At 64.4% G+C, this 16020-nt stretch carries 15 protein-coding genes; 9 read left to right on the top strand and 6 right to left on the bottom strand.

Annotation, left to right across the window (positions count from 1 at the left end):
• The first annotated feature begins 191 nt into the window (after positions 1–191).
• The 8 genes from IEW24_RS14435 to IEW24_RS14400 all read left to right on the top strand — a co-directional run bounded on the left by IEW24_RS14435 (position 192) and on the right by IEW24_RS14400 (position 6360).
• On the top strand, positions 192–563 hold the full coding sequence (locus IEW24_RS14435; protein ID WP_188579674.1) for an ArsR/SmtB family transcription factor: 372 nt from the start codon (positions 192–194) through the stop codon (positions 561–563).
• The gene (locus IEW24_RS14430) at positions 556–1083 is read left to right on the top strand and encodes an arsenate reductase ArsC (protein WP_188579672.1); all 528 of its coding nucleotides are present in this window, start codon (positions 556–558) and stop codon (positions 1081–1083) included. Before IEW24_RS14435 ends, IEW24_RS14430 begins: the two co-directional genes overlap by 8 nt.
• An 8-nt stretch (positions 1084–1091) precedes the next feature.
• The gene (gene arsC / locus IEW24_RS14425; RefSeq protein ID WP_188579671.1) at positions 1092–1517 is read left to right on the top strand and encodes an arsenate reductase (glutaredoxin); all 426 of its coding nucleotides are present in this window, start codon (positions 1092–1094) and stop codon (positions 1515–1517) included.
• Positions 1518–1526: 9 nt separating this feature from the next.
• The gene (gene arsB, locus IEW24_RS14420) at positions 1527–2582 is read left to right on the top strand and encodes an ACR3 family arsenite efflux transporter (protein ID WP_188579669.1); all 1056 of its coding nucleotides are present in this window, start codon (positions 1527–1529) and stop codon (positions 2580–2582) included.
• Positions 2582–3292: an arsenical resistance protein ArsH gene (gene arsH / locus IEW24_RS14415; protein ID WP_188579667.1), complete on the top strand. Its 711-nt coding sequence runs from the start codon at positions 2582–2584 to the stop codon at positions 3290–3292. Before arsB ends, arsH begins: the two co-directional genes overlap by 1 nt.
• 70 nt (positions 3293–3362) lie before the next feature.
• Positions 3363–3683, top strand: a complete 321-nt coding sequence (locus tag IEW24_RS14410; RefSeq protein WP_188579665.1) for an ArsR/SmtB family transcription factor — start codon at positions 3363–3365, stop codon at positions 3681–3683.
• A 47-nt stretch (positions 3684–3730) separates the two neighbouring features.
• The gene (locus tag IEW24_RS14405; RefSeq protein WP_188579662.1) at positions 3731–5125 is read left to right on the top strand and encodes an NAD(P)-binding protein; all 1395 of its coding nucleotides are present in this window, start codon (positions 3731–3733) and stop codon (positions 5123–5125) included.
• Entirely contained in the window at positions 5122–6360 is a 1239-nt protein-coding gene (locus IEW24_RS14400) for an MFS transporter (RefSeq protein WP_244644406.1), read from the top strand. The genes IEW24_RS14405 and IEW24_RS14400 overlap by 4 nt, the downstream gene beginning before the upstream one ends.
• 170 nt (positions 6361–6530) lie before the next feature.
• On the opposite strand, the gene IEW24_RS14395 is transcribed toward IEW24_RS14400, so the two are convergent.
• The 3 genes from IEW24_RS14395 to IEW24_RS14385 all read right to left on the bottom strand — a co-directional run bounded on the left by IEW24_RS14395 (position 6531) and on the right by IEW24_RS14385 (position 8187).
• Positions 6531–6857: a DUF736 domain-containing protein gene (locus IEW24_RS14395; RefSeq protein ID WP_031310163.1), complete on the bottom strand. Its 327-nt coding sequence runs from the start codon at positions 6855–6857 to the stop codon at positions 6531–6533.
• A gap of 577 nt (positions 6858–7434) precedes the next feature.
• Entirely contained in the window at positions 7435–7875 is a 441-nt protein-coding gene (locus IEW24_RS14390; RefSeq protein WP_188579660.1) for a hypothetical protein, read from the bottom strand.
• Positions 7876–8019: 144 nt separating this feature from the next.
• On the bottom strand, positions 8020–8187 hold the full coding sequence (locus IEW24_RS14385) for a hypothetical protein (RefSeq protein WP_162833680.1): 168 nt from the start codon (positions 8185–8187) through the stop codon (positions 8020–8022).
• 363 nt (positions 8188–8550) lie between these two features.
• Here IEW24_RS14385 and IEW24_RS14380 point away from each other — a divergent pair, with 363 nt between their 5' ends.
• A complete protein-coding gene (locus tag IEW24_RS14380) occupies positions 8551–9243 on the top strand; it encodes a hypothetical protein (RefSeq protein WP_244644405.1) in 693 nt (230 codons plus the stop codon).
• A gap of 6 nt (positions 9244–9249) precedes the next feature.
• On the opposite strand, the gene IEW24_RS14375 is transcribed toward IEW24_RS14380, so the two are convergent.
• From IEW24_RS14375 to IEW24_RS14365, 3 genes are all read right to left on the bottom strand, one after another.
• Positions 9250–10185, bottom strand: coding sequence for a DUF2493 domain-containing protein (locus IEW24_RS14375; RefSeq protein WP_188579656.1), 936 nt, complete (start codon positions 10183–10185; stop codon positions 9250–9252).
• A 314-nt stretch (positions 10186–10499) separates the two neighbouring features.
• A complete protein-coding gene (locus IEW24_RS14370; protein WP_188579653.1) occupies positions 10500–11546 on the bottom strand; it encodes a DUF7146 domain-containing protein in 1047 nt (348 codons plus the stop codon).
• The gene (locus IEW24_RS14365; RefSeq protein ID WP_188579651.1) at positions 11546–15883 is read right to left on the bottom strand and encodes a strawberry notch family protein; all 4338 of its coding nucleotides are present in this window, start codon (positions 15881–15883) and stop codon (positions 11546–11548) included. The genes IEW24_RS14370 and IEW24_RS14365 overlap by 1 nt, the downstream gene beginning before the upstream one ends.
• Positions 15884–16020 lie beyond the last annotated feature (137 nt).

Genomic DNA, 16020 nt, shown 5'->3' with positions numbered 1-16020 from the left:
GACGGCCTATGAATCACGCAAAACCCGTCTTGGGAATCCTTCTCAAACGCCCTCTAAGCTTGAGCCTTATGTGTCGGCGTGGATTGGGCTGCGGCCCAAGCATAGGTCATCGCGTTCTCTTAACGCAGTGAGTCGATTAGATCCCGATAAAGGGCCTTGTGCCTCGCAAATATGTCGATTAGTCTCGACATATGGAATCAGAACAAGCCATTCTCGCCTTCGCGGCGCTCGCTCAATCGACCCGGCTCGACGTCTTCCGGCTGTTAATCGAGCACGAGCCGGAGGGCCTGCCGGCTGGCGATATCGCACGTCACATGGCCGTGCCCCACAATACCATGTCGACGCATCTCGCCGTCCTGACGCGCGCCGGACTGATTGAAGCCGAGCGGCACAGTCGCTCGATCATCTACCGGGCGAAGCTCGACGCCGTGCGGGAGTTGGCCGGCTACCTCGTGAAAGATTGCTGCGGCGGGCGGCCTGAGATTTGCGCGCCCTTGATCGCCGACCTGACGCCCTGCTGCACCCCCCGAAATGGAGCCATCAAGGAGGCCGCCCATGACTGACCGCGTTTACAACGTTCTCTTCCTTTGCACCGGCAATTCGGCACGCTCGATCCTCGCCGAGAGCATTCTCAATAAGGAAGGTGGCGGTCGTTTCCGTGCTTTCTCAGCCGGCAGCCAGCCGAAGGGGACCGTCAATCCCTTCGCGCTGAAGGTGCTGGAGAGCTTCGACTATCCGGCCAAAGGCTTTCGCTCGAAGGCTTGGGACGAGTTCGCAACCGCTGACGCGCCGGTGATGGATTTCGTGTTCACCGTTTGCGACAACGCCGCAGGTGAAGCATGCCCCGTGTGGCCGGGCCAGCCGATGACCGCCCATTGGGGAATCGAGGACCCCGCCGCCGTCGAAGGCACGGATATCCAGAAGCAGGCCGCCTTTGTCGCTGCTCTGCGTTATCTCAGGAATCGGATTTCGGTTTTCGCGGCCTTGCCGGTAGCCAGCCTCGACAAGACCTCGCTCAGGGCAAAGCTCACCGAAATCGGCCAATCCGAAGGGGCAACCTCGCCCCGCCACAGTGCGGCGTGAGGTCGATCATGGATGTCATCATCTATCACAACCCCGACTGCGGCACCTCGCGCAACACGCTCGCGCTGATCCGCAATGCCGGCGTCGAGCCGCACGTCATCGAATATCTCAAGACACCGCCGTCGCGCACGATGCTGGTCCAGCTCATCACGCGGATGGGGATTTCCACGCGCGACCTACTGCGGGAAAAGGGCTCCCCGTATGCCGAACTCGGTCTTGGCGATCTCGGCTTGACGGATGACGAGCTTCTCGACGCGATGCTGGCGCATCCGATCTTGATCAATCGTCCGATCGTCGTGACGCCGAAGAGCGTGAAGCTCTGCCGGCCGTCCGAAGAAGTGCTCGACTTACTGCCAGCGCAACGGGGCGAATTCATCAAGGAAGACGGCGAGCGCGTTATCGACGAGCACGGCCGCCGCGTCGCGACGGCGTGAGGAAGAACCATGTCCACATTTGAACGCTATCTGACCCTCTGGGTCGCCCTCTGCATCGTCGTCGGCATAGCGCTCGGGCACATCATGCCCGGCGCGTTTCAGGTGATCGGGGCTGCTGAGATCGCCAAGGTCAATCTGCCCGTCGCCGTGCTGATCTGGCTGATGGTTATCCCGATGCTGCTGAAGATCGATTTCGCCGCACTCGGCGAAGTCGGCCGGCATTGGCGCGGCATCGGCGTCACCCTGTTCATCAATTGGGCGATCAAGCCGTTCTCGATGGCGCTGCTTGGCTGGCTGTTCATCGGCTACCTGTTCCGGCCGCACCTGCCGGCCGACCAGATCGATAGCTACATCGCCGGCCTCATAATCCTTGCCGCCGCGCCCTGCACCGCAATGGTGTTCGTCTGGTCGAACCTGACCAAGGGCGAACCGCATTTCACGCTGAGCCAGGTGGCCCTTAACGACGCCATCATGGTCGTGGCCTTTGCGCCGATCGTCGGCTTGCTGCTCGGGCTCTCCGCAATCACCGTGCCATGGGGCACGCTCGTCCTGTCGGTCGTGCTGTATATCGTCATTCCGGTGATCATTGCGCAGCTTCTCCGGCGCCGACTGTTGGCGACCGGCGGACAAGTCGCGCTCGACCGGCTGCTGGGCAAGCTCGGCCCGGTCTCACTTGTCGCGCTGCTGGCGACGCTGGTCCTGCTGTTCGGTTTCCAGGGCGAACAGATCATCGCACAGCCGCTGGTGATCGCGCTTCTCGCGGTGCCGATCCTGATCCAGGTCTATTTCAACGCTGGGCTGGCCTATATCCTCAATCGCGTTGCCGGTGAGCAGCATTGTGTCGCCGGGCCATCGGCGCTGATCGGCGCGTCGAATTTCTTCGAGCTGGCGGTTGCCGCCGCCATCAGCCTGTTCGGCTTCCACTCAGGAGCTGCGCTCGCGACCGTCGTCGGCGTGCTGATTGAAGTCCCGGTGATGCTCACCGTCGTCTGGATCGTGAACAGATCCAAGGGCTGGTACGAGCGCGGCGACAAGGTCGCGGCGATTGCCGAGGCCCACCGTTGATGCCGAACGATCTTGCCAATGTTGTTGTCGATAGCCTCGACGCGCCGACCATCGACCGGCTGCGCGCGACGCCCTCGACGCATCCAGCGCGCATCCTGCTGCTCTATGGATCGCTGCGCGAACGCTCCTATAGCCGGTTCCTGACGCTGGAGGCCGAACGTCTGCTCAAGCACTTCGGCGCGGAAACCCGCATCTTTGATCCGCATGGGCTGCCGCTGCCCGATGGAGCCGCGACCGACCATCCGAAGGTGCAAGAACTGCGTGAACTGTCCTTGTGGTCCGAGGGACAGGTCTGGACCAGCCCGGAACGGCATGGCGCCATGAGCGGCGTGATGAAGGCGCAGATCGACTGGATACCGCTCTCGGTCGGCGCGGTGCGGCCGACTCAGGGCCGGACACTGGCCGTCATGCAGGTCTCCGGCGGCTCGCAGAGCTTCAACGCGGTCAACCAGCTTCGGGTGCTCGGCCGCTGGATGCGTATGGTGACGATCCCTAACCAGTCTTCCGTCGCGAAGGCCTACGAGGAGTTCGATGAGGCGGGGCGGATGAGGCCGTCCTCCTATTACGATCGCGTGGTCGACGTGATGGAGGAACTGGTCAAGTTCACGCTGCTGACCCGCGACGTCTCGCATTATCTCACCGACCGCTATAGCGAGCGCAAGGAAGCCGCCGAGAAGCTGTCCGAGCGGGTGAAGCTCTCTGCGATCTGACACAAAGGCTATTTCAACGATCGTCGAAATAGCCTTTGACCTTTCGCCTGCAAGGCGATAGCTTATTTCCATGAACATCGAACAAGCAGCAAAACAGCTAGAAGCCCTCGGCAATCCGACGCGGCTTCAGGTTTATCGAACGCTCGTGCGGGCCGGCGATAGCGGGTTGCCCGTGGGCAGCCTGCAGGAGAAGCTTGGGATCGCCGCCTCGACGCTCTCGCATCACCTGCACCGATTGATCCTGACCGGCTTGGTGACGCAGGAGCGTCAGGCGACCACGTTGATCTGCCGCGCCAACTATCCGGCCATGGACAGCCTTGTCGGCTTCCTCGTGGACGAATGCTGTGTCGATGCACCTTGTGCCGTGGGCGAAGGAGAGGCTGCCGCCTGATTTGTATTTTTTGCCCTTTTATTTCGATAATCCCGGAAGGATGGAATATGACAAAGCAAGCTCTGGAATCCCTCCCGATAGCCGTGATAGGCGGCGGACCGGTCGGTCTGGCCGCCGCAGCGCACCTCGTCGCGCGGGGCATGCCGATCAAAGTCTATGAAGCCGGGGATGTCGTCGGTGCCAATCTGCGCGACTGGGGCCATGTTCGCGTCTTCACGCCCTGGCGCTACTGCGTCGATCCCGCAGCGACGAAGCTGCTCGAACGCCAAGGGTGGCACCTGCCGGAACCTGATATCTTCCCAACCGGCGGCGAGATCGTAACCAACTACCTGGAACCACTCGCCTCGACGCCCGAACTTTTGGGCGTGATCGAAACCGGCGCTCGCGTCGTTGCGATCTCCCGGCTCGGTCTCGACAAGGTCGTCAGCCGCGGACGCGAGGAAAAGCCTTTCGTCCTGTCGATAAAGACGGCGACGGGATCTCGTCGCGACCTCGCCCGCGCCGTCATCGACGCCTCCGGCACATGGACGAACCCCAACCCGCTTGGCGCCAGCGGTTTGTCGGCCAACGGAGAGGCTGAGTTCGGCGACCGGATCGCGTACGGTATTCCCGATGTCGTCGGGCGGCATCGAAATATTTATGCAGGACGCACCACGCTGGTGGTCGGCGCGGGTCACTCTGCTGCCAACGCCCTACTTGATCTCACGCGCCTCGCGGAGACCGAACTCACGACAAAGGCCATATGGGCAACCCGCAGCACCAATCTCATCCGGATCTATGGCGGAGGCGACGCCGATCAGTTGCCGGCGCGCGGCGAGCTTGGCGCCGAAACGAGGGAACTGGTTGAAAGCGGTCGCGTGCCGCTCGTTTCGGGTTTCGCGATCCTTGGCCTGCGCGAGGAAGGCGGTCGGATCATCGTCGAAGGTGAGACGGCCGAGGGGCCGAAGACGATTGGACCCGTCGACCGGATCATCGCGGCAACCGGCCAGCGGCCGGACCTTTCGATGACACGCGAACTGCGGCTCGATCTCGATCCGTGGCTTGAAAGCACCAAAGCGCTCGGGCCGCTGATCGACCCGAACGAACATTCCTGCGGTTCGGTGCCGCCGCACGGACATCGCGAACTCGCGCATGTTGAGCAGGGCTTCTACACCGTCGGCATCAAAAGCTATGGCCGCGCACCTACCTTCCTCCTGTTGACGGGCTATGAGCAGGTCCGCTCGATCGCTGCCGCCCTCGCAGGCGATTTGGCGGCGGCCGACAATGTTGAGCTTGTGCTCCCGGAGACGGGTGTCTGCACCACGACATTCTCCGTGGAAGGCAGCGAGACCGCGGGTTGCTGCGGCGGTCCGGCACCAAGCAGCGTCGATGCCTGTTGCGTGGCGGATGCCGTCGCCAAGGACGAAGGGAAATCGGGTTGCGGCTGTGGGGTCGCGGCGTGAGCGCTTTGGCCACTGAAGCACTTTCATCGAATGACGGGGCACCTGCTCTGCGCACCATCATTCCCGTCCTCGGCGTAACGCAGATCCTCGCTTGGGGCTCGTCCTATTATCTGCTCGCGGTGCTCGCGACGCCGATCGCCGGCGATACGGGCTGGCCTCTGGCATGGGTTGTCGGCGGACTGTCGCTCGGCCTGCTGGTCGCCGGCGTCATCTCGCCCCGTGTTGGGGACAGCATCCAACGCCTCGGTGGTCGTCTTGTCCTGGCGACAAGCGCTGTCTTCCTCGCCCTTGGACTGATCGGCCTAGCGCTTTCGCCAAATCTGCCGCTTTACATCGCCTCTTGGCTTGTGCTCGGCGTCGGGATGGGCGCCGGCCTATACGATGCTGCATTCGCCACGCTTGGTCGGCTCTATGGCCAGCGTGCCCGCACAGCCATCACGACACTGACCCTGTTCGGCGGTTTCGCCAGCACGATTTGCTGGCCGCTCTCCGCGTACTTCGTTTCCGAATTCGGCTGGCGGATCACCTGCCTGATCTATGCTGGCATCCATCTAGCAGTTCTGTTGCCGCTCTATGTCTTCGCGCTTCCAAGGGAGCCGAGAAAGAACATAGCACCCGTGATAGACGAGGATCGCGAAACCAGCATCGATCTGCCGGTGCCTCCAGGATCGAAGTTGCTGTTCGCATTGATTGCGCTCGTCATCATGATCAGCTCAATGATTTCCGCGCTGCTCTCCGTCCATCTGCTGACTATCTTGCAGGCGCGTGACATCGCACTCGCCGCGGCGGTGGCGCTCGGCGCAATCGTCGGGCCGGCGCAAGTCGGAGCACGAACGATTGAAATGCTGATCAGCCGGTTCCACCATCCGATCTGGACCAAGTTCGCCTCCACGGTCTGCGTCGCGATCGGCGTCGGGCTACTCTGGCTGGGACTGCCGATCGTGGCGGCGGCGCTCATATTCTACGGCGCCGGCATCGGCATCGAGTCGATCGCCCGCGGCACGCTGCCGCTCGCGGTATTCGGGGAGCGGCACTATCCCGCGATCATGGGTCGGATCGCCATGCCGAGCCTCATTGGGCAGGCCGCTTCGCCGTCGGTGGGAGCCATGCTGATTGATGGACTCGGAGCGAACGGAATGCTTGCCACGCTCTTCGCCGTCTCACTTGTCAATGTGGTGCTGGTAATCATTCTTTTCGGAGTAATACAGCACCGAACGTCTGCAGAGCACCTTTGAAGGCTGTCCAGTGTTCGCAGTCCGAATACCCCATCTATAATAGTCGTTCTTGGTAGCGTATTCCAGTCGGAAGTGCTTATTTGCCCTCTGTCAGGCCGCCGACATCGCAACTGATTCGGTCGCAGCAAAGCCGAGGCCCCGGCCTTCCGGTCGGGGCCTCGCGCGGGGCCTCAGTCGCCCCGGCGCCCGTTGGGACGGGACCAGATGAGCGAGAGGGTCTCGCCTTCCTCGTCGTCGAAGAGGTTAGCGTAGATCGGGGCGTTGAAGCTGGGGTCGTCGAGCTTCAGGCCCAGATAGGCGCGCCCTTCGTTGGAGGTCTTGGACCAGGCGGCGCCGATCTCGGCGCGGCCGACGAACACGCGGTGGCTGGGGGCGTTCTCGCCGGTGGCGCGAGCCTCGGGGACGATGCGGACATTCTTGGTCTGGACGCTGAGGGTGACGATTTCGCCGGTGAACTCGTTGTTGCCGGTCTTCTTGAAGGTGCCGATGGTCGCCATGGTAGTTCTCCTTGAACGCTGTTCCGAGCCGCACCATTGCGGCCTCGATGGCGATCGAGAGGCCGGAGGCGATTGACGGCGCACCCCGCAGGGGCCTGACAGCAAAGGAGAGGCTTTCTTGCCTCGCGAGGAATGACGGCGCAGCCGGCAGGGGAAGAAAGTTTCGACGCCGCTGTTGCGGCATAGGCGATCGAGGCGCAGCCGACCTTCGGCCAGATCAGCCCATTGAAGAGGCCGTTTTGGAGCGGTCGACATGACAGAGACGCATCACAGGAGAACGTGGCGACCATACCGAACCGATGGACCCGTAGCGACGCCTGGTACCGCGGGGAAACCCAGCTCCGCCAGACGCTACGTTCCGCCGATTCCTGCCCGTCGCCTACGAGATCGCCCCCTCCCGGCACTCGCACCGTCTGCGCGCTGTCACGGCATTGCCCCCGGCACCGTCACCGGTGGCATGGCACGTCAGTTGGGTTAGCCGTCGATCCGGTCAGCGCGATTGCAAACGAGCCTGGCGACGTGGAAGGCGCGACCGCTAAGACATCAATTGACCATCCCGCCGCCGCCTGCACCGATGTCAGGTTTGCACGAAGGTCTGCCCGGTTGGCCCGGGTGTGGCCGTGGCTGTCACCCGGATCAGCGCCGTGACGCCCACGGCGATTGCGCCGATGACTGAGAAGATGAGCTGCCAGATGTCGGAGGGCATGGTGTGTTTCACGATGCCATGCGTCGCGTGGTAGCCGGCGAGCGCCGCGGGCGCGACGAAGGCGAGTGCGATCGCGAGCCGTATCCAGAGCGGACGGATGAAGGCGAGCAGGAACTGGCCGAGGCCGAGCGTCACTGCGGCGGCGGCGAGGCCGACGAGGATCGCTCCGAGCCAACCAGCGCCGCTGCTATAGGCCCAAGTCCCGGCGCTGACGCCCGCGAAGAACGGCAGCGCGAAGACAGCTAGTGTGAATAGAAGCCAGCACAGGACGCCGATCGCCGCGATGCCGGAGAGGATGCCGATGAAGACCATAGTGGTGTTCTCCGTGAGATAAAGGTCTGACGGTCGCGCCACCACCACCACCACGGCGCATTGATAGTATAGCCGAAGAGAAGGCAGGGCGGGAGCGGAAATCCCGTGGGACTTCCGCTTGCGGCCCTGTCGCCTTGCCCGCGATTAGCGGGCGAAGGGGTCGATCTCGTGAACGATGGCGGCGGCTTCGCCGTCATATTCGCCAGCGGGCATGACGCCCATGGTGCCGTCCCCGGCCTGGAAGATGACGATCGAGACCATGAGGGTGGCGGCGAGGCTGAAGGCGAAGGCGTGAGCTTGATTGAGGGACATATGACCGGCTCCTGTCTTGGAGGCGGGAGACCATCTCCCGCGCGACAGGCGCCCGATGTGTCCGGCCGATGGCCGCAATCACCGCGAAGGCGAAGCTGGAGCGGCGGCACGCTTTGCGTAGTCCGACCCTTTACGGGTTGATGGAGACAGGCCAGCGGCTGGACCAAGGATTAGCGCAATGGAAGCGGGGGATGGTTTCTCGCTTCGACCGAGTGCTAGGATCGCCCCACAGCAATTCACTGCGTTGGATTCGAGCCGTGTCCTGGTCGTCCGCGTCGGAAGGCAGGAGGGCGCAAGCAAACGATGGCAGCCGGATTTCACATACCAGACGGCAACGACGCCCTTCGAGATGATCTTCCGGCAGTGGTCGAACTGATCGAGCGTACGGCCCGGTGGGTGAATCCGGAGACTTTCCGGCGTCTGCCGGTATGGGCGCCGCATACGGCTCGCGGCCGGCCTCTCTATGACGCTGCGTGGTCGCGCCGGTACACGAACACGAAAAAGGCGACCAAGATCACCGCTGAGAAGTTCGAGGGCAATGTCGCCGCGCTCAATGCACTCGTGGCGGCTCTGGGCGTCGCGGCGCCGAAGCCGAAGAACTGGACCGTGTGTCACATCTGGGGATACGACGATCCCTCGTTCGCTCAGCAAAGCAGCGTCGTCCAGGATCTGCGCTACTTCTCCTGCGTCGCCAATATGGTGTGGCTGCCGACCCCGCTCAAAGGCTTCACGGACACGATGCCTGAAATCAAGGCGATGCTGCGAGTGTGCGCTTTCCACCTTTACGGCTGGGCTTGCGAGCATCCGTCGGTTGCCGAGCAATATGAGAAGGTCAAGAACGGCTGGATTCCCGAAGGCTATCCGAAGAGTTGGCCTTGTCCGGAGCGCCCTGGACTGCTTCCGCCGGGTACAGCGCCGTTCGGGGAGCGGATCGAGCGCGAGATTGCCAAGCGGAAGGGCAAGCTGAAGGCTGACCTCACGAATGCGGCCTTTCTCCATTATCCGAAGGAGGAAGTGCTCGCGGTGCTGGAGTTCTGGGGCGTCGACCTGGGGTGACGGCGCTCACGCGCCGCCTCCCTTCGGGCGAAAGTCGAAGACCGGGACGCCGAGCTTTCTGGCCTTGTCGGCAAGGTTGTCCTGGATGCCGGTGCCGGGGAAGACGATGACCCCGATCGGCAGGACGTCGAGCATCTGATCGTTGCGCTTGAACGGCGCGGCCTTGGCATGTTTCGTCCAGTCGGGGGCGAAACCTACCTGTGGCACCTTGCGGGCGTCGGCCCATTTGGCCGCGATCTTCTCGGCGCCCTTCGGCGACTTGCCGTGCAACAGCACCATGTCTGGGTGCTTGGCGTGAACCTGATCGAGCTTGGCCCAGATCAGGCGGTGATCGTCGAAGTCGAGCCCGCCGGTGAAGGCGATCTTTGGACCGGCGGGGAGCAGCACCTCGTTGTCGGCCCGCTTCCTGGCGGCGAGAAAGTCCCGGCTGTCGATCATCGCCGAGGTCAGGTTGCGGTGATTGACCATCGATCCGGAGCGCGGTCGCCAGTTCGACCCGGTGTGGCGCTCATAGTGCTCGGCGGCCTGGTCGCGCATCAGCTCGAAGGCGTTGCGGCGTTCGATCATGGTCTGGCCCTCGGCCGTCAGGCGTTCCAGTTCGACGGCCTTCACTTCGCTGCCGTCCTGTTCGCGCTGGCCGCGGCGCTGCGCCTGTTCATTGTCGTCCAACTCGCGCTCGATCCGTTCGTTGGCCCGGTGGAAGAGGTTGACGGTCGACCAGAGGAGATCGTCGAGGTCGGGCTCTAGGCGGGTGTCCTCCAGGGTGGCGATCAGGGCGTCGAAGATGTCGGCGATGGCGCCTGCGACATGGTCGCCCTCCGGAAGTGGTCGGGGATCGGGTTCATCCGTGAAGGGACGGTAGCCGTAAAGCTGGAGTTCGCTGAGGACATGGTCCGTGGGAGAAGAGGCGTGGTGCGGTTCGTAGTCATCGTGCTCGCTCATGGGATGCTCCGTCGGTTCGACCGCGACCCTCGCGGCCTTCATGGCGACGAAAGCCGGCGGGCGGGCCGGACCTGCATCCGCAGTGAAGCGGAGGGCCGGAGCACAGCGGAGGATGACGAAGGCGGGCTATTTTGCCTCGCGATGGAAAGCGGCTCTCGGCCGCGCCGGAAAATAGTCCGCCGCAGGCATTGCGGGTCCGGGCCGTTTGCTGGCCGATCGCCCTCTCGAAGGCCGGGGCGCGGTTCTCCCCGACCTGGGGATCATCCGCGCGATGCCGACGACGGCGCTACCCGCCGCCTACACCTCATCTCGGCCTATGCCACCAGTGCCATGAAGCGTGCGACGTCCTGCGGCGCGATCTGCACCCGTGCCGCTGCCCGGAGGCTATCCAGACCTGCCAGGCGGAGATCCTCGTTGAAGTCGCCCAGTATTGGAGACACCGCGACCGCCTCGATCCCGGCCGCGTTCGCCCTTTCGATTAATGTCGCCATCGCGCCGTCGCCGGCCGGATCATTGTCGCGGGCGATGTAGAGCCGGCGTAGCGTGTCGGGGAAGAGGATAGCCGAGAGATGTGCCGCCGAGAGCGCCGCCGCCATCGGCATGGTGGGCAGCGCCATCCTGAGCGACAGCATCGTCTCGATGCCTTCGCCCGCCGCCATCACTTCGCCCGCCACACCGAAGCGAACGGCATGCCCGAGAAGGTCGCCTATCGCCCGTCTCGGCGTGTCGATCGGGGCCTTGTCCGAGCCGTCAGGTGCGAGCCAGGTGCGATGCGCGCCGGTCTGATGCCCGTCGAGATCGGTGACCGATGCGATCATCGCTGGCCAGGTCTCGGTCGGGGAGTGCTCGTCGGGCCGGTAGTAGCAGCGGGGGTGGAAACGCAGGCTTCCGGTTCCGTGTAAATCCGTAATGCCGCGTGTGCGGAGATACGTCTTTACGAGCGTGCCCAAAATCGGCTGCGCCATGCCAAACAGCCGACGTGCCGCTTCCGGTGATCCGGTCGGCGCCGGTGACGTGCGTTCGCCACCATGCGGACGGTCCGGTTCGGGATGCGGCATGGACAGGAAGGTGCGGGCCTCATCGGCGACGTCCTTGAAGTCGATCAAGCCGCAGGTCTCGCGGATGACGTCGAGCAGGTCGCCATGCTCGCCGGTGGCGGCGTCGGTCCATTTACCGGCCGCGCCCTTGCCGGTTTCGCCGCCCTTCAGCCGCACGAACATCGAGCGGCCGGGCGTGTTGTGCACATCGCCGACCAGCCAATAGCGGCCCTCCCGATGACCGGCAGAGAGGTAGTGGCGGCACACCGCCTCGGCCTGCCGGCCGAGACGGATCGCCAATTCGGAGGCATCGTGCCGTGCCATCACGCCGCCTCCCGCTCGCCAACGCGCTCGATCGGATAGCGCTCCAGCACCTTGGTCAGGATCGCAGCGCCGGTCGTATCGGTCGGCACGAACATCCGCAGCTTCCACGAGATGATCTCGTGAAACAGCCCATAGGCGCGCAGGCAATCACGCATGGCGTCGGTAAAACCCGACAGCTCGATGCGGTTGGCGCCCATGACCCGGACGCGGCGAAATTGAAGACCCTCGGTCAGTTCGAGGATGGTCTTGCCATCCATCAGCGCCATGAAGGCGTCGTCCGCTGTCAGGGTCGATGTGCCGGTGGCGAGCGCGCCGGCTACCCATGCAGGGGAGACACGGCGGCCAACGATGCGCTCGCCGTCGTCGGTCTGGAGTCGATAGACCCGTGTCGACTCGTTCGGCAGCCGCTTCCAGATCGGCAGCAATAGGCCGCTGACGACATGGATGGTGCTTTCGGCATACTCCGGCACCTCGGCTACCTCGGCGTTCCATGCCGCGGTGAAGCCCGCCCGGTCCGCGTCGACCCAATGGGTCTCATCCATCATCTTGATGGGGATGTTGTGCGCCTCCATCGGTCGGATCAACCGCACGCGCCGTTCGATCTCGCCATCGTCCAGCATGATGCTGGTGGTCGGGATCTGCACGGCGGCGCGGCCCGAACGCTCGTTGACCAGCAGCTTCGCGCCCGGATCATCGAGATGGTCGAGCGCCTCGGCCAGCGTCACGGGACGGTTGCGCCTGCGCTGGGTGATGGTCAGCAGCCTGGCTTCGGCCCCGGTGCCCGGATGGACATGGATGGTTCGGCGGTCGGTGACGATGAAGCTCTCGGCCTGCAATGTCTCTAGCCCGACGTCATAGCTACCCGAGGCGATGGCGCCTTCGATCTTGGCGTTCAACAGCCGCTCGAACGCGGTGAACAGGACACCCTGAAGGTCGATGGTCAGTGCCAACAGCCTGTTCAGGAAGGTGGTGATCGGCGGCAGTTCGTCCTTGATGCCGGTGGAATCCATCAGCGAGAGGCCGGTGGCGTCCTCGAACATCTGGAGCGAGCAGCCGTCGACCTTGCCGCGCACCAGCAGCAGGTAGAGCTGCCGCAGGGCGTCGCGGGCGTAGTGCGATTCCAGATTATCCTCGGGCCGGAACAGGCCCTGGCCGCCAGTCTGGCGCTGGCCGCGCGTGATTGCGCCGAGTGTGTCGAGGCGGCGGGCGATGGTCGACAGGAAGCGCTTTTCGGCCTTCACATCGGTCGAGATCGGCCGGAACAGCGGCGGCTGCGCCTGGTTGGTCCGGTTGGTGCGGCCCAGGCCCTGAATGGCGGCGTCGGCTTTCCACCCCGGCTCCAGCAGATAGTGGACGCGCAGCCGCTGGTTCCGCGCCGACAGATCGGCGTGGTAGCTGCGCCCGGTGCCGCCGGCGTCGGAGAAGATCAGGATACGCTTCTGATCATCCATGAACGCTTGAGTCTCGGCGAGATTGGCCGGTCCGGCGCGGTTCTCCACGGCAAGGCGGTCGATGCCGCCGGGGCTGGTCTTGCGGACGATGCGGCGCGAGCGTCCGGTTACCTCCGCCACGATATCGGTCCCGAAGCGCTGGATGATCTGGTCGAGCGCGCCGGGGACCGGCGGCAGCGAGGCGAGCCTCTCGATCAGACGGTCGCGGCGGGCGACGGCGTCGCGGCTCTCGACGGGTTGACCGTCGCGAAACACGGGACGCGACGACAGATTGCCCTCGCTGTCGGTGAAGGGCTCATAGAGCTGCACCGGGAAGGAATGAGCGAGATAATCCAGAACGTATTCGCGAGGGGTGATATCCACCCGGACGTCGTTCCATTCCTCGGTCGGGATCTCCGCGAGGCGGCGCTCCATCAGGGCTTCGCCGGTCGACACGATCTGGATCACGGCGGCATGGCCGTCGACCAGGTCCTGCTCGATCGAGCGGATCAGGGTCGGCGTCTTCATGCTGGTGAGGAGATGACCGAAGAAGCGCTGTTTGGCGGATTCGAAGGCCGAGCGGGCGGCGGACTTGGCCTGCCGGTTCAGCGTGCCCCCGCTGCCATCAGGGCCGCCGGTGATGTTGGCGGCCTGCATTGCGGCGTCGAGATTGTTATGGATGACGGCGAATGCCCCGGCATAGGCGTCATAGATGCGCGCCTGCTCAGGGGTTAGCTGGTGCTCGACCAGTTCGTATTCGACGCCGTCATAGGAGAGCGACCGGGCCGTGTAGAGGCCAAGGGAGCGGAGGTCGCGGGCCAGAACCTCCATCGCCGCGACGCCGCCGTCCTCGATCGCCTCGACGAATTCGGCGCGGGTCGAGAAGGGGAAGTCCTCGCCGCCCCAGAGACCGAGCCGTTGGGCATAGGCAAGATTGTGGACGGTGGTCGCGCCGGTCGCCGAGACATAGACGATGCGCGCGTTGGGCAGGGCATGCTGGAGCCGGAGGCCCGCACGGCCCTGCTGCGAGGCGGCGACGTCGCCGCGTTCTCCCTTGCCGCCTGCGGCGTTCTGCATGGCGTGGCTCTCGTCGAAAATGATCACTCCATCGAAGTCGGAGCCCAACCATTCGACGATCTGCTTGACGCGGGAAAGCTTCCCGCCCCGGTCGTCGGACCGTAGCGTGGCATAGGTGGTGAATAGGACGGCTTCCGAGAGCGTGATGTCCTTGCCCTGCGGAAAGCGCGACAGCGGCGTGACCAGCAGGCGCTCCATGCCGAGGGCCGACCAGTCGCGCTGGGCGTCCTCCAGCAGTTTGTCGGATTTGGAGATCCACACCGCCTTGCGGCGGCCCTGCATCCAGTTGTCGAGGATGATGCCAGCCGACTGGCGACCCTTGCCCGCGCCAGTGCCGTCGCCAAGCATGAAGCCCCGGCGGAAGCGCACGGCGTTCGGCGCATCGTCGCTCGCGGCCGAGACGACGTCGAAGGTTTCGTCGAGGGTCCACGACCCGGCGAGGAAGTCGGCATGCGCCTCGCCGGCGTAGATGACGGTTTCCAGCTGGGCGTCAGAGAGCAGGCCATCCGGGACGATGTTTGCAGGCAGCCAGGGCCGGTAGCTCGGCCTGGGTGGCGCGACCGACGCCATCGCGACGGATTGCACAAGCTTGGTCGGATGGGCCTGCGCCCCGGGAATACGGATCGCCTGCAATCCATATTCTTCATAGATCGCGTCGGTGATCCGGCCGTCTTCGGCGGGTGTCCATTCCATGGTTTCATAGGCGAGTTCGACGCCTTCCGGCTCGATGGACGCGGGCGTGGCGGGCGCGGCAGTGGTACGGGCGCGGTATCCGCGAATGGTGCGGGGCGACGCGGCGGACGCCGAGGTTTTCACTGGCGGCAGGGTTGAAGTCGGACGCGGCGGAACCTGTGTCTCGATCCAGCCGAGCAGCGTGGAGACGTCGGGTGCGATACCTGGCGAAGGGGGAAATGCCGAACGATCGTCGGCCGACAGCTTGTCGATGACCGTCAGCCGCGTGTCGATGGTCGTGCCGTGCTTGGCATAGACCGAGCCGTCCACGGCGGCGGTGAAGACGACGCGGCCACGCTCCTGAAGCCGGACGAAGGCCGCTGCCCAAGCCGGGTGGTCGGGGCTGAAGTTGGCGCCGGTGATCGCCACCAGCCGCCCGCCATCGGCGAGCCGGGCGAGTGCTGAAGCGACATGGCGATAGGCGGCGTCGACCATGCGACCGGAGACGTTCGCCATGACGGAGAATGGCGGGTTCATCAGCACGACTGTGGGGGTGGCGTCCGGCGCGAGGTGATCGTCGATCTGGGCCGCGTCGAAGCGCGTGACGGCAACGTCCGGAAACAGCGCAGCGAGCAGATCGGCGCGGGTTTTGGCCAGCTCGTTAAGGAGGAGCGTTCCGCCTGATATCTCGGACAGGATGGCGAGCAGGCCGGTGCCAGCCGACGGCTCCAGCACGATGTCGCCAGCAGCAATGGAGGCGGCCGCCACAGCGGCAAGTCCGAGTGGCACCGGCGTCGAGAACTGCTGGAGCGCCTGCGATTCCTCCGAGCGCCGGGTATGCGTCGGCAGGAGCCCGGCGATCTTTGAAAGAGCGGAGAAACGTGCAGCCGGAGATGCGGCTTTGCGGAAAAGCGCCTTTCCGTATTTACGTAGGAAGAGGACTGTCGCGGCCTCGCAGGCCTCATAGGCCGCCTTCCAGTCCCAGGCGCCGCTGGTGTCGGATGCGCCGAAGGCTGTTTCCATCGCTGCACGAAGGATCGCGGCATCGACGCGCTGGCCGCGTTCGAGATGATCGAGAAGCTGTAGCGCGACCGCGAGGATCGGAGACGCACGGGTGACAGGCGCAGCCGGAAGGGCCGCGGGAGACAGAATGTTCATGGGAGGAACCTCGGGAGAGCAGAAGGGACAAGCCCGGCGGCGCTCTCTCTCGACCGCCCGGACTCGACCCGTCCCGACCGTCCTCTTCCTCTCGTCCGCCGACATAAAAAACGCCCGACCGTGAGGCCGGGCGCGCG

Origin of the sequence: Azorhizobium oxalatiphilum, from assembly GCF_014635325.1 — a bacterium.
In the GTDB taxonomy this organism is placed as follows: domain Bacteria; phylum Pseudomonadota; class Alphaproteobacteria; order Rhizobiales; family Xanthobacteraceae; genus Azorhizobium; species Azorhizobium oxalatiphilum.
Note: the sequence above shows the minus strand (reverse complement) of the source record. Positions and strands in the feature narration are given on the sequence as shown.

Coding starts and splice junctions, on each gene's coding strand:
- IEW24_RS14435 (WP_188579674.1), top strand. CDS start 192: ATGGAATCAGAACAAGCCATTCTCGCCTTCGCGGCGCTCGCTCAATCG.
- IEW24_RS14430 (WP_188579672.1), top strand. CDS start 556: ATGACTGACCGCGTTTACAACGTTCTCTTCCTTTGCACCGGCAATTCG.
- arsC (WP_188579671.1), top strand. CDS start 1,092: ATGGATGTCATCATCTATCACAACCCCGACTGCGGCACCTCGCGCAAC.
- arsB (WP_188579669.1), top strand. CDS start 1,527: ATGTCCACATTTGAACGCTATCTGACCCTCTGGGTCGCCCTCTGCATC.
- arsH (WP_188579667.1), top strand. CDS start 2,582: ATGCCGAACGATCTTGCCAATGTTGTTGTCGATAGCCTCGACGCGCCG.
- IEW24_RS14410 (WP_188579665.1), top strand. CDS start 3,363: ATGAACATCGAACAAGCAGCAAAACAGCTAGAAGCCCTCGGCAATCCG.
- IEW24_RS14405 (WP_188579662.1), top strand. CDS start 3,731: ATGACAAAGCAAGCTCTGGAATCCCTCCCGATAGCCGTGATAGGCGGC.
- IEW24_RS14395 (WP_031310163.1), bottom strand. CDS start 6,857: ATGGCGACCATCGGCACCTTCAAGAAGACCGGCAACAACGAGTTCACC.
- IEW24_RS14390 (WP_188579660.1), bottom strand. CDS start 7,875: ATGGTCTTCATCGGCATCCTCTCCGGCATCGCGGCGATCGGCGTCCTG.
- IEW24_RS14385 (WP_162833680.1), bottom strand. CDS start 8,187: ATGTCCCTCAATCAAGCTCACGCCTTCGCCTTCAGCCTCGCCGCCACC.
- IEW24_RS14375 (WP_188579656.1), bottom strand. CDS start 10,185: ATGAGCGAGCACGATGACTACGAACCGCACCACGCCTCTTCTCCCACG.
- IEW24_RS14370 (WP_188579653.1), bottom strand. CDS start 11,546: ATGGCACGGCACGATGCCTCCGAATTGGCGATCCGTCTCGGCCGGCAG.
- IEW24_RS14365 (WP_188579651.1), bottom strand. CDS start 15,883: ATGAACATTCTGTCTCCCGCGGCCCTTCCGGCTGCGCCTGTCACCCGT.